Below are 13,594 nucleotides of genomic sequence, written 5' to 3' on the forward strand. Positions count from 1 at the left end.
CCCGCGCACGGGGCGCCCCGCGCACGGGGCGCCCCGGGGAAGGGCGGGTCAGCGGCCCGGGTCGCTGACGACCGACGAAGGATGCGGGATCTCCCCTCTCCGGGGAGACTGCCGCCTCAGCCGTTCAGGATGGACTCGATCTGCTCGTCGGCATCGGCGGCGAGCGACGCGATGTCGCCGCCGTTCGCGATGTTCACGAACAGGTCCTGCATGATGCCCTGTGCCTCGACGTCGGCCCACTTCGGCGAGGCCGGCGTGAGCTTCGCGTTCGCCGCGGCCTCGGCGATGACCGTGGCGAGCTCGGGCGTCGCCGCGGCGACCTGATCGCCGAGCGACGTCTTGGCCGGCACCAGCCCCGCCTCGGCGAGGATCGTCTGGTACTCGTCGCTCAGGATGATCTCGAGGGCGGACTCGGCGAGGTCGGGGTTGCTCGACTTCGCCGCGATGCCGATGTTCGAGCCGCCCGCGAACACCTGTGCGGCGCCGCCGTCGGCGCCGGGCAGCGCGTAGTAGCCGGTCGTCTCGGCGACGGCGGTCGCTGCCTGGTCCTCATCGGCGACGATCGACCAGTAGGCCCAGCTGGGCGCGGAGTAGGTCGCGGCCTGCTCGGTGCGGAACGGCACCCAGCCCTCGGTCTCGTCGCCGTCCTTCGGAGCGAGCGAGGCCTTCTCCTGCAGTTCCTGCACCTGTGCGAGACCGGCGAGCGACTCGTCGCTCGACAGCTGTGCGTCCCAGGTGCCGTCGTCCTCCTGGACGGCGACCTCGCCGCCGTTCTCCCAGATGAAGGGCAGACCGTTATACCAGTCCTTGCCGGGGAAATAGACGCCGGAGACGCCCGGCAGGGCTTCCGCGAGGGCCACACCGTTCGAGACGTACTCGTCGAGCGTGGTGGGCACCTCGACACCGGCCTGCGCGTACTGCGCGGTGTTGTAGAACACGACGCGGGCGCCCGAGTAGTACGGCGCCGCGTACAGCGTGCCGTCCCACGATCCCGCCTCGACGAAACCGGGCAGGAGGTCCGATCCGCCGAGGTCCTCGGCGATGTCGTCGAGGCTGAGCAGCGCCCCGCTGGAGGTGAACGCCGCCGCCTGGGTGTTGCCCATCTCCACGATGTCCGGGCTGTCGTTCGAGGACAGGCTCGTCGTCAGCTTGTCGACGAGACCGGTCCACTGCTGCTCTTCGATGACCAGCGTCGAGCCCGGGTTCTCGGCTTCGAACGTCGTCTTCAGATAGTCGCGCGCATCCTGGGGCGTGTCGGTGCCGACCAGCCAGACGCGGATCTCCGCGCCGTCCGAACCGGTCGAACCGCCTCCGCCGGCACAGCCGGCGAGCGCGAGCGCCGACGCCCCGAGCAGGGCGACGATTCCGAGGGACTTCTTCATGCGTTGTCCTTCTGTTCTCTCTCAGGTGTGGTGGTGGGACGCACCGGCGGCGCGCTCCGGGTGGCCGCTTCTCACGAGACTCCGAGCCTCGCGGTCAGCACCATGACGGCCGCTCCGCGCAGGACGATGTCCTGGCCTTGCTCCGTCATCCGCACACGGACGCCCTCATGGAACGGGGCGAGGGTCCGGGTGCGGAGGGCCTCGGCGGTGGCCTGCGCAAGCACACCGCCGAGGAGCTCAGGGGGGCCGGAGAGCACGATCTCCGACAGGTCGAGCGCGCCGACCACGGGGGCCAGGGCGATGCCCAGCCGCTCCCCCGCGTCACGCAGCACGCCCGAGAGCGCGTCGGGATCGGCGTCGCCGGTCGCCGCCAGCCGCGCCGACAGCGACGGCACCGACAACCACGCCTCGAGGCATCCGACCTTGCCGCAGGCGCACGCCGGCCCGCCGTCGGTGCCGACCGTCACGTGGCCGATCTCGCCGGCGGCGAAGCGGCTGCCGCGCATGGGCTGGCCACCCGCCAGCAGGCCCGATCCGACGCCGCTGCCGACCTTCACCAGCAGCACGTCGTCGCCCGCACCCCCGAAGGTGTACTCGGCGAGCACCGCGGCGTTCGCGTCGTTGGCGACCAGCACCGGGAGCCCCAGCGCCTCGCTCAGCACGCCTTCCAGGTCGAAGCCCGCCCAGCCGAGGTTCGGCGCGGTGAGCACGACGCCGCGGTCGTCGACGACGCCCGGAGTGCCGATGCCGATGCCGAGGACGGGTGCGTGCGCGTCGGCGACCAGCGCGCGGGCGAGGGCGATGACCGCGGGGAGCACCTCGCCCGCGTCGGGCGGATGGGGCGTCTCCCGCCGCGCGACGATGTCGCCGTCGAGAGTCAGCACGGCGCCGATGAACACGTCGCTGCCGGAGAGGTCGATGCCGACGATCCGGTGTCCCGTGCGATCGACGTCGACGAGGATCGCGGGCTTTCCGGGCCCCGAGGCCTCGCGGTGCCCCTTCTCCGCGACGAAGGCGTCGGCGATGAGCTCGGCGACGAGATCGGAGATCGTGACCCGGGTGAGGCCGGTCTCGCGGGCCAGATCGGCGCGGCTCATCGCCCCGCGATGGAAGAGCGTCTGCAGCACCAGCGAGCGGTTGTGGCCGCGAGCGTGCTCCGGGAGCACCTTGACGGCCGAGCGCAGCGCACGCCCGGGGGCGAAGGCGTTCGCGCTGGCGGCGAGAGGGAGCGCGGGTTCCGAGGAGGAAGAGCCGCGCTGCACGTCCGATGCAGTCATGTTTGTTAGTACACCTTACGAACTAATCTCGGCGCAAGTCCCTCCTCCCGATCCCGGCGGAGTTCACGCGATCGTCACATGCCGGGAACACGCCGTGATCCGTGATAGGAACGTTGCCGAGGCGCGCGGAGTCTCGCGTATCATGGGAAGACACATGACTCGCAGGGGGTGAGCGCGTGACCGATCTCGTGACCGGACCGCACCAGACCGACACGCCCGAGCCGGCCCTCGATGCCGGATCGGGCGATACCGACGCACCCGCCTACGAGTGGGCTCGCGAGGAGCCGGCTCCCAAGAAGCGTCACCTCGGGCTCTGGATCGGGATCCCCGGCGGCGCGCTCGCCGCGGTGTCCGTGGTCGCATCGCTCGTGCTGATCGCCCCGGGCACCGCCGTGGCCGGCGTCCCCGTCGGCGGACTCACCGTCGGCGCCGCTGCAGACGCCCTCCAGGCGCGCCTGGCATCCACGACGCTCGACATCGAGACGTCCGCCGGCACCGTGACCGTGACCGGTTCCGACCTCGGCGCCTCGGTCGACGCCCGCGCCCTGGCCGAGACCGCCTTCGCCGCGCACCCCATGTGGAACGTGACGCAGTGGAACTCCGCACCGATCGACGCCGACGTCACGATCGACGCGGTCGTCGCCGAGGAGTCTCTGCGCACCGCCGCGGGCGACGCCTACGTCGACCCCGTCGATGCGACGGTCGCCTTCGACCCGGAGTCCGCCTCGTACGTCGCGACCCCCGCCGTCACCGGTGAGGGCCTCGACCTCGAGACCGTCCGCGTCGCCCTCGAGGACGCCTTCAGCAGCGGCACCGGCACGGGGGCGCTCGACGCGTCGATCACCCCCGTCGAGGCATCGGTCACCACGGCCGAGGCCGAGGGCGCCGTCGCAACGCTGAACGGCATCCTCGACCGGGTCGGGTTCTACGTCGGCGAGGAGCGCACGGTTCCCGTCGACCGCGCCGTCGCCGCCTCCTGGCTCACCGTCGTCGACAGCGACGGGCAGGTGGCCCTCTCGGTCGATGCCGCCGCCATCCAGGCGACGGTCGACACGCTCCCCTCGCTCGTCGACCGCGCACCGGTCGACGCGACGGTCGTCACCAACTCCTCGGGCGAGGTGCTGCAGGAGCTCATCGCCGGCGCCGCAGGCCGCACCCTCGGCGACACGTCGGGCGTCGCGGACGCCTTCGCCGCCCAGCTCGCCGCCGGCAACGCGGTGTATCAGCTGCCGATCACCGAGGCCGAGTTCGCGACGACGACCCTGCATCGATACGCCGACGTCAACCTGTCGACGCAGCGGGCGACCTTCTACGAGAACGGCCAGGTCGTGCAGAGCTGGGCGATCTCTTCCGGCACCGACGCGACACCCACCCCCACAGGCAACTTCACCGTGTTCGCGCACGTGCGCACGCAGAATATGGGCTGCGGGCCCACGTCCTCGTACTGCACCGAGAACGTGCCCTGGGTCACCTACTTCGCACCCGACATCGCCTTCCACGGCGCGTACTGGCACAACAACTTCGGCCAGCAGATGAGCCACGGCTGCCTGAACATGCCCGTCGACCAGGCCAAGTGGGCCTACGAGTTCCTCGCCACCGGCTCCGAGGTCTCCGTCCACTACTGAGCGGACCAGACAGACGGCGGGGGCGGATGCTGCAGCATCCGCCCCCGCCGTCTGTCTGCGTGAGCGCTCAGCCGATCGCGTCGACGATGGCGTTCAGCGTCGCCGACGGACGCATGACCGTGGTCACGCGCTCCTGGTCGGGGTGGTAGTAGCCACCGATGTCGACGGGCGAGCCCTGCACCGCGACGAGCTCGCCGACGATCGTCTCCTCGTTGGTGGAGAGCTGCTCCGCGAACGGCACGAACACCGCGGCGAGCTCCGCATCCGTCGTCTGCGCGGCGAGCTCGTTCGCCCAGTACAGCGCGAGGTAGAAGTGGCTGCCCCTGTTGTCGATCGTGCCGAGCGCACGCCCCGGCGACTTGTCGTTCTCGAGGAACGTTCCGGTCGCGGCGTCGAGGGTGTCGGCGAGCACCTGGGCCTTGGCGTTGCCCGTGAAGGTCGAGTAGTGCTCGAACGAGGCCGCGAGCGCGAAGAACTCGCCGAGCGAGTCCCAGCGCAGGTAGTCCTCGGCGAGCAGCTGCTGCACGTGCTTGGGCGCCGATCCGCCGGCGCCCGTCTCGAACAGACCGCCTCCGGCGAGCAGCGGCACGATCGAGAGCATCTTGGCGCTCGTGCCCACCTCGAGGATGGGGAACAGATCGGTCAGGTAGTCGCGCAGCACGTTGCCCGTCACGGAGATCGTGTCGAGGCCCGCGCGCAGCCGCTCGAGCGAGAACAGGGTCGCATCGGCCGGAGCGAGGATCTCGAGCTGGAGGCCCTCGGTGTCGTGCTCGGCGAGATAGGTGTTCACCTTCGCGATCAGCTGCGCGTCGTGCGCGCGGGCCTCGTCGAGCCAGAACACCGCCGGCACGCCGGTCGCCCGGGCCCGGGCGACGGCGAGCTTCACCCAGTCGCGGACGGCGAGGTCCTTCGTCTGCGTCGCCCGCCAGATGTCGCCGCGCTCGACGGTGTGCTCGAGCACGACGTCGCCGGCGGCGGTCACGACCTGCACCACCCCGGGCGCCGAGATCTCGAAGGTCTTGTCGTGACTGCCGTACTCCTCGGCCGCCTGCGCCATGAGACCCACGTTCGGCACGGTGCCGATCGTGGCGGGGTCCAGCGGACCGTGTGCGATGACGTCCTCGATGACCGCCTGGTAGACGCCGGCGTAGGACGAGTCCGGGATCACCGCGAGCGTGTCGTCCTCGGCGCCGTCCACGCCCCACAGCTTGCCGCCGTTGCGGATGAGCGCGGGCATCGAGGCGTCCACGATGACGTCCGAGGGCACGTGCAGGTTGGTGATGCCCTTGTCGGAGTTGACGTACGACAGGCGCGCGCCGCGCTCGAGGTCGGCGGCGATCGCCGCGGCGATGGCCTCGCCGTTCTCGAGCTTCGACAGGCCCGAGAGGATCGCGCCAAGCCCGTTGTCGGGGGTGAGCCCGGCGGCGGCGAGCTCGTCGCCGTAGGCCGCGAACACGTCGGCGAAGTACGCCTTCACGACGTGGCCGAAGATGATCGGGTCGCTGACCTTCATCATCGTGGCCTTCAGGTGCACCGAGTACAGCACGTCGTCGGCCTTCGCGGCCGCGATCGTCTCGGCCAGGAACGCGTCGAGGGCGGCGGCCGACAGGAACGTCGCGTCGACGATCTCGCCGGGCAGCACCTTCAGGTCGGACAGCAGCACGGTCTCGTCGCCGCTCGCCGCGACGTGGCGGATGGTGAGCAGGTCGTCGTCGGGGCTCACCCAGGAGGTCTCGTTCGAGAAGAAGTCGTCGTGCCCGAGGGTCGCGACGCGGGTCTTCGATCCCTCGGGGAACGGCTTGTTGCGGTGCGGGTGCTTGCGCGCGTAGTTCTTCACGGACTGGGGCGCACGGCGGTCGCTGTTGCCCTCGCGCAGCACCGGGTTGACCGCGGAGCCCTTGATGCGGTCGTAGCGCGCGCGGATGTTCGTCTCGTCGAGCGACGACGGCTCGTCCGGGTAGTCGGGCACGTCGAAGCCCTGCGACTGCAGCTCGGCGATGGCCGCCTTCAGCTGCGGGATGGATGCCGAGATGTTCGGCAGCTTGATGATGTTGGCCTCGGGCAGCGTCGCGAGGCCGCCGAGCTCGGCGAGCGCGTCGCCCACGAGCTGGTCGGGTGTGAGCCGCTGCGGGAAGGCGGCGAGGATGCGGCCGGCGAGCGAGATGTCCCGTGTCTCGATCTCGATGCCCGCGCGTCCCGCGATCGCCTGGACCAGCGGCAGGAAGGATGCCGTGGCGAGAGCCGGAGCCTCATCGGTGTGCGTATAGATGATGGTCGAATCAGGCACGTGTCGTCTCTCCGTCGGGTGACCAGGGTTCGTCCGCCAGACTATCGCACCCGCGGAAACTATCTCGATGTCGAGATACCTTGTGGCGATCAGCGGATGCCGAACGTCCGGGCGGTGCGCGGGTTCGCCGCCGACTCGGCGGGCACATCCACGGCCCGCATCCATCCGGGGTTCTGACGCTCCACGACACCCGTGGGACCGCCGGCCCATCCGGCAGCAGCGGTCGAGATGTCGGAGTACATCCCGGAGAGCCCCGAGACGATGCTCTCACCGGCCTCGTCTGACCGCCAGCCGGATCCGGGACGAGAACAGTGGATCCGGGACGAGAACAGTGCTGTCGCCCAGATCGAACGAGATGCTGAAGGCAGCGGCGCCGACAGCGGTTAGGCCAAGCGATCCGGTGGGGGATGAACCGGGATTCGGGATAAGCCATTGAGGAAGGGGGATCAGTAGGGAGTATGCGGCGCCTGCCACGGAACCGCAGGCCATGCCAGCGAGCAGCAGGGGGAGCGGATGCGCCCAACGTGCGCCCGCTCCCCCTGCAATCATCGAGTCAAACGCCACCACCGCCACTGTGTGCCGCATCTGCAACGTTCCTCCTTCCTCCACCGCATCCTTGGGGTGTCCGACCGCGGCACGTTAGCCTGGTGGGCATGACGGAACTGCGCCTCGAAGAGCTCTCCGCAGCGACCATCGTCGCGGTGAACACCCTGTCCCTGAAACCGGGGCAGGAGCAGTTCCTCGCTCCGGTCAGCTACGCCGTCGCCGCCACCGTCGTCGACCCGCACACCACGTGGCAGCGCGTGGTGCTCGACGGCGACGAGGTCGTCGGGTTCGTGAGCGCGAACTTCTCGGTGGACGCCCCGCAGGAGCACTTCCGCTCGGTGCTCTGGCGGATCAACGTGGATGCCGACGAGCAACGTCGCGGCGTCGGCCGCTACGCCGTCGAGAACCTCATCGCCGAGGCGCGGGAGCGCGGCATGGACCACGTCGACGTCATCTACGAGGCGGGCGAGGAGGGCCCCGAGGCGTTCTTCCGCAGCGTCGGCTTCGAGCCCGTCGGCGAGACGGAGTTCGGCGAGGTCGTCGCGCGCATCGTGCTGTAGGCCCGGCGCGCACGGCCCGGCGCCTCAGACGAGCGACGCCTGCCAGGCGGCGTGCAGCTTCGCGAACCTGCCCGCGCCGGCGATGAGCGCCGCGGGGGCGTCGTCCTCGATGATGCGTCCGTGCTCCATCACCAGCACCCGGTCGGCGATCGCGACCGTCGAGAGCCGGTGCGCGATGATGAGCGCCGTGCGATCGGACAGAAGGGTCTGCAGTGCCTCCTGGATGAGCCGCTCGCTCGGGATGTCGAGCGATGCGGTCGCCTCGTCGAGGATCAGCACGGCGGGATCGGCGAGGAACGCCCGCGCGAACGAGATCAGCTGCCGCTGACCCGCCGAGACCCGGCCGCCGCGCTTGTTCACGTCGGTGTCGTATCCGTCGGGCAGCGCCTCGATGAAGGGCTCCGCGCCCACAGCGCGCGCGGCGGCCCGGATCTCGTCGAAGGTCGCATCGGGCTTGCCGAGCGCGATGTTGTCGGCGACCGTCCCGCTGAACAGATACGCCTCCTGCGTGACCATCACGATCGCGCGGCGCAGGTCCTTCGGGTGGAGGTCCCGGAGGTCCACGCCGTCGAGCGTGACCCGGCCCGCGGTGGGGTCGTAGAACCGGGACACGAGCTTCGCGAGCGTCGTCTTGCCGGCGCCCGTGGTGCCCACGAGCGCGATGGTCTGCCCGGCGGGCACATCGAGCGAGAAGTCCGGCAGCACGACCCGCCCCTCGCCGTAGCCGAACTCCACATCCTCGAAGCGGATGGCGCCGCGTGCCGACCGCAGATCGACCGGACGCTGCGGGTCGGGCACCGAGGGCTCCTCCTCCAGCACGCCGGACACCTTCTCCAGGGCGGCCGCGGCGGACTGGTAGGAGTTCAGGAACATCGCCACCTCCTGCAAGGGCGAGAAGAAGTTGCGGACGTACAGCACCGCCGCCAGCAGCACGCCGACCTCGAGCGCGCCGTCGGCGGCCCGCAGCCCGCCCCAGAGGAGCACCCCCGCGAGCGTGACCGCCGAGATCGCCATGAGCCCCGGCTCGAACGTGCCGAACAGGCGGATGGAGCGCATGTTGACCGCACGGTACTGGCCCGACAGGTCGCCGAACTCGTCGTCGTTGCGCTTCTCCTTACGGAACGCCTTCACCGCGCGGATGCCCGTCATCGTCTCGACGAAGTGGACGATCACCTTCGCGCTCACGACGCGCGACTCGCGGTAGACCAGCTGCGAACGCCGGTAGAACCAGCGCATGAGGAGCATCAGCGGGATGCCCATGACGACCAGGATGGCGCCGCTGTGCCAGTCCAGCAGGATCAGCGCGATCAGCGTGAACCCTCCGTAGAGCACCCCGGAGACGAGCTCGTTGAGCCCGCCGTCGAGCAGCTCGCGGATGGTGTCGAGGTCGCTCGTCTGGCGGGAGATGATGCGACCGGACGTGTACGACTCGTGGAACTCGAGGCTGAGGCGCTGGGTGTGCCGGAAGATGCGCGTGCGGAGGTCGATCATGATCGCCTGCGTGAGACGAGCGGCGACGACGACGTACCAGCCGATCAGTGCGGCGCCGCCGACCGCCGAGACGAGGTAGACGGCGAACACACCGACCGTCGGCATCCAGTCCATCCGGTCGATGACGGCGGGAAGGGCGTTGTCGATGCCGTACGCGATCAGCGCGGGTCCCAGCACCCGCAGCGCCGTCGAGACCACCAGCACGACGGCCGCGAGCGCCAGCTGCCTGCGGAGCGGGCGCACGAGCGAGCCGAGCAGGCGCAGCGAGCGGCGGCGGATCTGCCTGCTCTCGTCCGGCGTGTAGTCCGAGCGGTCCTCGCCGCCGGTTCCGGTCACGGTGGTCACGGGGCCGCCTCCTCACGGGCCGCCGACGCGTCGTCGTCCTCGAGGCTCGAGATCACGTGACGGTACTGCTCTGACGTGCGCATGAGGTCGGTGTGGGTGCCGACCGCGGTGATCCGGCCGTCCTCGAGGAGCGCGACCCGGTCGGCCATCGCGACCGTCGACGGGCGGTGCGCCACGATGAGCGCGGTCGTGTCGGCCAGGACCACGCGCAGGGCCTGCTCCACGAGTGCCTCGGTGTCGACGTCGAGCGCCGACAGCGGGTCGTCGAGCACCAGAACGGCCGGGCGGGCGGCGACCGCGCGGGCGAGCGCGAGACGCTGCCGCTGGCCGCCGGAGAGACTCAGCCCCTCCTCGCCGATGACCGTCTCGACGCCGTGCGGCAGCGCGTCGACGAAGCCCGCCTGCGCGACCTGGAGCGCCTCGCGGAGCACCCGCTCGCCCTCGGCGGAGTGCGGGCCGAGGTCGTCGCGGCCGAGCAGGACGTTCTCGCGCACCGATGCGGAGAAGAGCGTGGCGTCCTCGAACGCCATCGACACGTGCGTGCGCAGCTCGCCGAGGGTGAGCTCGCGCACGTCCACGCCATCGAGCGTGACCCGGCCGCCCGTCACGTCGTAGAGCCGCGCGGGCAGGGTCGTCAGCGTCGTCTTGCCGGAGCCGGTCAGCCCCACGAGCGCCATCGTCTCGCCCGGCTCGAGCGCAAGGTCGATGCCGTCCAGCAGATCGGGCTGCGCGCTCGGCGCGTCCTGGTAGCGGAAGTGCGCGTCCTCGAACACGAGGCGGCCGCGCGGCTCCGCGATCGTGCGCGGATCTTCGGGGTCGACGATCGTGTTGGACTCGTCGAACACCTCGTAGATGCGGTCGGTCGCAGTGCGCGCGTCGAGCAGGAACGAGAAGAGGAAGCCGATGGACTCCATCGGCCAGCGCAGCACGGTCGCCATCGCGAAGAACGCGAACAGCTCGGCGACCGAGATCTGGCCCAGCTGGGCGAGCACGATGCCCGCTGCCAGGCAGAAGGCGAAGGCGACGTCGGGCAGCAGCACGAGCCAGAACCAGATCGATCCGACAGCGCGCGCCTTGCGCAGCTCGGTCTGACGCAGCGTCTCGGCCTGACGGGTGAACTTCTGGAGCGCATGGCCGCCGCGGCCGAACGCCTTGAGGACGCGGATGCCGTGCACGCTCTCTTCGACCGCCGTCGCGAGGTCGCCGGCCTGGTCCTGGCTCTGCCGGGCGAGCGTGCCGTACTGCTTCTCGAACCGGAAGCCCGCGTACCAGAGAGGCGCCGAGAACGCGAGGAAGACCGCCCCCAGCAACCAGTGCCATTGGAACAGCAGCACCGAGCCGATCCCGATCGTGAGGACGTTCACGACCAGCAGGATCAGGCCGAAGGCCAGCCAGCGGCGGATGAGGCTGATGTCCTGCATCATGCGGCTGAGCAGCTGACCGGACTGCCACCGGTCGTGGAAGGAGACGGGCAGCCGCTGCAGCCGCTCGTAGAAGCCGGTGCGCAGGTCGTACTCGACCTGGGTGGCCGGCGCCAGCACGAACCAGCGGCGCGCCCAGACGAGGGCGGCCTCCGCGAGGCCGAGACCGAGCACGGCCACCGCACCCCAGACGATCTGGCCCGGGTCGCCCGAGGAGATGGGTCCGCCGACGACGCCCTCGAGCACGAGGGGGATCATGAGCGCCACGATGCTCGCCGCGAGCGCGCTGACCGCGCCGAGGATCAGCCGGGGCATCACCGGACGTGCGAACGGGATGAGCCGGACGAGCGCGCGCGGTGTGGAGAGCGGGGGTGAAGCGGTCATGGGTCCTGTGGGGCGGAGAGCGGACCCGTGACGGGCACGGGACACGGCGGCGGTTTCGCGGGGGGAGAGAGAGGATCGCGCGGACGACAGCCCTCCAGCTTAAGTCTGAACGTTCGCTGTACGCAACCGCATCCGGGGGTTCGTCATTCCCGGGCGGCGGACTCGCGATCCAGCAGACGGCGCTTCACGTCGAGGCCCCATGCGAAGCCGCCGAGCGCTCCCCCGGTGCGGAGCACCCGGTGGCAGGGCACGAACAGGGCGGGGGCGTTGCGGGCGCAGACGGATGCGGCGGCGCGCACGGCGCGCGGCGTGCCCAGCGCGGCGGCGAACTCGGCGTAGGTCAACGGCTCGCCGGGCGCGATGCCGCGGAGCGCCCGCCAGCCGGCGAGCTGCCCGGGCGTGCCGACCTGGTGCACCTCGACCTCGTCGATCGCGGCGAGGTCGCCGCCGTAGTAGGCGCGCACCGCCGCCATCGCCTCGACGGAGCCGTCGACGGCGTCGGCGGGGCGGGCATCGGCGCGCACACGGCCGAGGATCACGTCGCGATCCGTGCTCCAGCCCGAGGCGAGCACGCGCTGCCGCTCGTCGACGAGTGCGGCGAAGGGGCCGTCGGGGGTGTCGATGGTCTCGATGATGGCGGTCATGGCGTCTCCTGGGCGGTGGTGGTGTCTCGCGGATCGGGAACCGCGGCGCCGGGGCCGGCGGCCGGCGGGGTCGGCGCGGTGCGCCACAGGTGGGCGGTGAGGTAGCTGCGCCAGGGCGCCGCGCGCTCCGCCCACGCGGTGAGCGGACGCGGGTCGTCCGGAAGCCCCAGTCGCGCGGCGCCCGCGCGCACGGCGACGTCGCCCGGGAGGAACACGTCGGGGTCCCCGGTGACCCGCATCCGCACATAGTCCGCCGTCCACGGGCCGATGCCCGGCAGGGCCAGCAGCTCGGCGCGCTGCGCGAGCGGGTCAGCGCCCGCGTCGAGCACGAGGGAGCCCTCGGCGAGCGCCGCCGCCGCGCCGGTGATCGCGCGGATGCGGGCGCCGGGGCCGCGCAGCACCGCGGGCCCCCTCTCGGCGATCGCCGCCATCGAGGGGAAGAGCCGATCGGTGCCGCTCTCGGCGGGGACCCGCTCGCCGAGAGCGTCGGTCAGGGCGGTCAGCGCGGTCCGGGCCGAGGCGACCGTGATCTGCTGCCCCACCATCGCCCGGATCAGCATCTCGTGCGGATCCGCCGCGCCCGGCACCCGGATGCCCGGGACGGCGGCGACACGAGCGGTCAGCTCGGGGTGGGCGGCCAGTGCCTCGTCGATCGCCGTGGGATCGGCATCCAGGTCGAACAGGCGGCGCACCCGCGACACGAGCTGCGGGAGGTCGGAGAGGTGGGTCAGACGGGCCCGCAGGCGCAGCGCGGGGCCGTCCTTGCGCACCTCGAGCCGCGCGGTGCCCGCGGCCAGGCGCAGGGTGCGGGCGAAGGACTGCGCGGTCGCGACCTCTGCGCCGGCGACGGCGCGGGCGGCCATCCAGGCGAAGATCCCGTCGAGGTCGATCGGCGTGCGGTGCGCGAGGACGAGGTCGATCGAGCCGGGGGCCGCGCCTTTCCCCCCGCGACGGCGCGCACGGAGCGCCAGCGGCGACATCCCGAACACCTCCCGCACCGTTTCGTTGAACTGGCGGATGCTGGCGAAGCCCGCCGAGAAGGCGACGTCGGATGCCGGCAGGTCGGTGCCGACGAGCAGCATCCGCGCCGTATGCGCCCGATGCGCGCGGGCGAGGGCGAGGGGCCCCGCGCCGAGCTCGGTCGTGAGCACACGGGTGATGTGACGCGAGGAGTAGCCGAGGCGTCGGGCGAGGCCCGGCACCCCCTCGCGCTCGACGACGCCGTCGGCGATGAGGCGCATCGCCCGGCCCGCCACGTCGCGGCGGATGTCCCAGTCCGGCGACCCGGGGGCGGCCTCCGGCAGGCAGCGCTTGCAGGCGCGGTACCCGGCCTCGTGCGCGGCCGCGCTCGTCGGGTAGAACGTGACGTTGCCGGGCAACGGCGTGCGGGCGGGGCAGCTGGGGCGGCAGTAGATGCCGGTCGTCCGCACGGCCGTGACGAACTGTCCGTCGAAGCGCGCGTCGCGCGCGTGGATCGCGCGATACCGCTCGTCGAAGGTCATCGTCGGGGTGGGCACGCCTTAAGCCTGACACGCCGCCCGCGCCGTCGCCGGCGCAGAGGTCGCGACCGCGCAGTCCTTCGCCCGCACCCTGCGCCTGGCCGCGGGCACCGCGCGGCTCGAGGTGCGCAAG

10 protein-coding genes are annotated in these 13,594 nt (G+C 71.5%); 2 read left to right on the forward strand and 8 right to left on the reverse strand.

The window, feature by feature from the left end:
• Positions 1-116: 116 nt before the first annotated feature.
• Together GVL03_RS17660 and GVL03_RS17665 are read right to left on the reverse strand one after the other, a co-directional pair.
• Complete coding sequence (locus GVL03_RS17660) at positions 117-1,382, reverse strand: extracellular solute-binding protein (RefSeq protein ID WP_159502328.1); 1,266 nt, start codon at positions 1,380-1,382, stop codon at positions 117-119.
• A gap of 71 nt (positions 1,383-1,453) precedes the next feature.
• The gene (locus GVL03_RS17665; protein ID WP_159502329.1) at positions 1,454-2,659 is read right to left on the reverse strand and encodes an ROK family transcriptional regulator; all 1,206 of its coding nucleotides are present in this window, start codon (positions 2,657-2,659) and stop codon (positions 1,454-1,456) included.
• A gap of 176 nt (positions 2,660-2,835) precedes the next feature.
• Between GVL03_RS17665 and GVL03_RS17670 the strand changes: the two genes are divergently transcribed.
• The gene (locus GVL03_RS17670) at positions 2,836-4,284 is read left to right on the forward strand and encodes a L,D-transpeptidase (protein WP_159502330.1); all 1,449 of its coding nucleotides are present in this window, start codon (positions 2,836-2,838) and stop codon (positions 4,282-4,284) included.
• Positions 4,285-4,351: 67 nt separating this feature from the next.
• On the opposite strand, the gene GVL03_RS17675 is transcribed toward GVL03_RS17670, so the two are convergent.
• Positions 4,352-6,571 carry an NADP-dependent isocitrate dehydrogenase gene (locus tag GVL03_RS17675; protein ID WP_159502331.1) on the reverse strand — a complete coding sequence of 740 codons (2,220 nt, stop codon included), beginning with the start codon at positions 6,569-6,571 and terminating at the stop codon, positions 4,352-4,354.
• 89 nt (positions 6,572-6,660) lie between these two features.
• Positions 6,661-6,813: a hypothetical protein gene (locus GVL03_RS17680; RefSeq protein ID WP_159502332.1), complete on the reverse strand. Its 153-nt coding sequence runs from the start codon at positions 6,811-6,813 to the stop codon at positions 6,661-6,663.
• Positions 6,814-7,224: 411 nt separating this feature from the next.
• On the opposite strand from GVL03_RS17680, the gene GVL03_RS17685 reads away from it, so the two are divergent.
• Positions 7,225-7,677: a GNAT family N-acetyltransferase gene (locus GVL03_RS17685; RefSeq protein WP_159502333.1), complete on the forward strand. Its 453-nt coding sequence runs from the start codon at positions 7,225-7,227 to the stop codon at positions 7,675-7,677.
• A gap of 24 nt (positions 7,678-7,701) precedes the next feature.
• Here the strand turns inward: GVL03_RS17685 and GVL03_RS17690 are convergent, their stop codons facing one another.
• From GVL03_RS17690 to GVL03_RS17705, 4 genes are all read right to left on the reverse strand, one after another.
• Positions 7,702-9,513, reverse strand: coding sequence for an ABC transporter ATP-binding protein (locus GVL03_RS17690; protein ID WP_159502334.1), 1,812 nt, complete (start codon positions 9,511-9,513; stop codon positions 7,702-7,704).
• The gene (locus tag GVL03_RS17695; protein WP_159502335.1) at positions 9,510-11,318 is read right to left on the reverse strand and encodes an ABC transporter ATP-binding protein; all 1,809 of its coding nucleotides are present in this window, start codon (positions 11,316-11,318) and stop codon (positions 9,510-9,512) included. The genes GVL03_RS17690 and GVL03_RS17695 overlap by 4 nt, the downstream gene beginning before the upstream one ends.
• A 143-nt stretch (positions 11,319-11,461) precedes the next feature.
• Positions 11,462-11,962, reverse strand: coding sequence for a methylated-DNA--[protein]-cysteine S-methyltransferase (locus tag GVL03_RS17700; protein WP_159502336.1), 501 nt, complete (start codon positions 11,960-11,962; stop codon positions 11,462-11,464).
• Complete coding sequence (locus GVL03_RS17705) at positions 11,959-13,464, reverse strand: AlkA N-terminal domain-containing protein (RefSeq protein WP_159502337.1); 1,506 nt, start codon at positions 13,462-13,464, stop codon at positions 11,959-11,961. The genes GVL03_RS17700 and GVL03_RS17705 overlap by 4 nt, the downstream gene beginning before the upstream one ends.
• Positions 13,465-13,594 lie beyond the last annotated feature (130 nt).

This window comes from Microbacterium sp. 18062 (assembly GCF_902706225.1).
GTDB lineage: Bacteria > Actinomycetota > Actinomycetes > Actinomycetales > Microbacteriaceae > Microbacterium.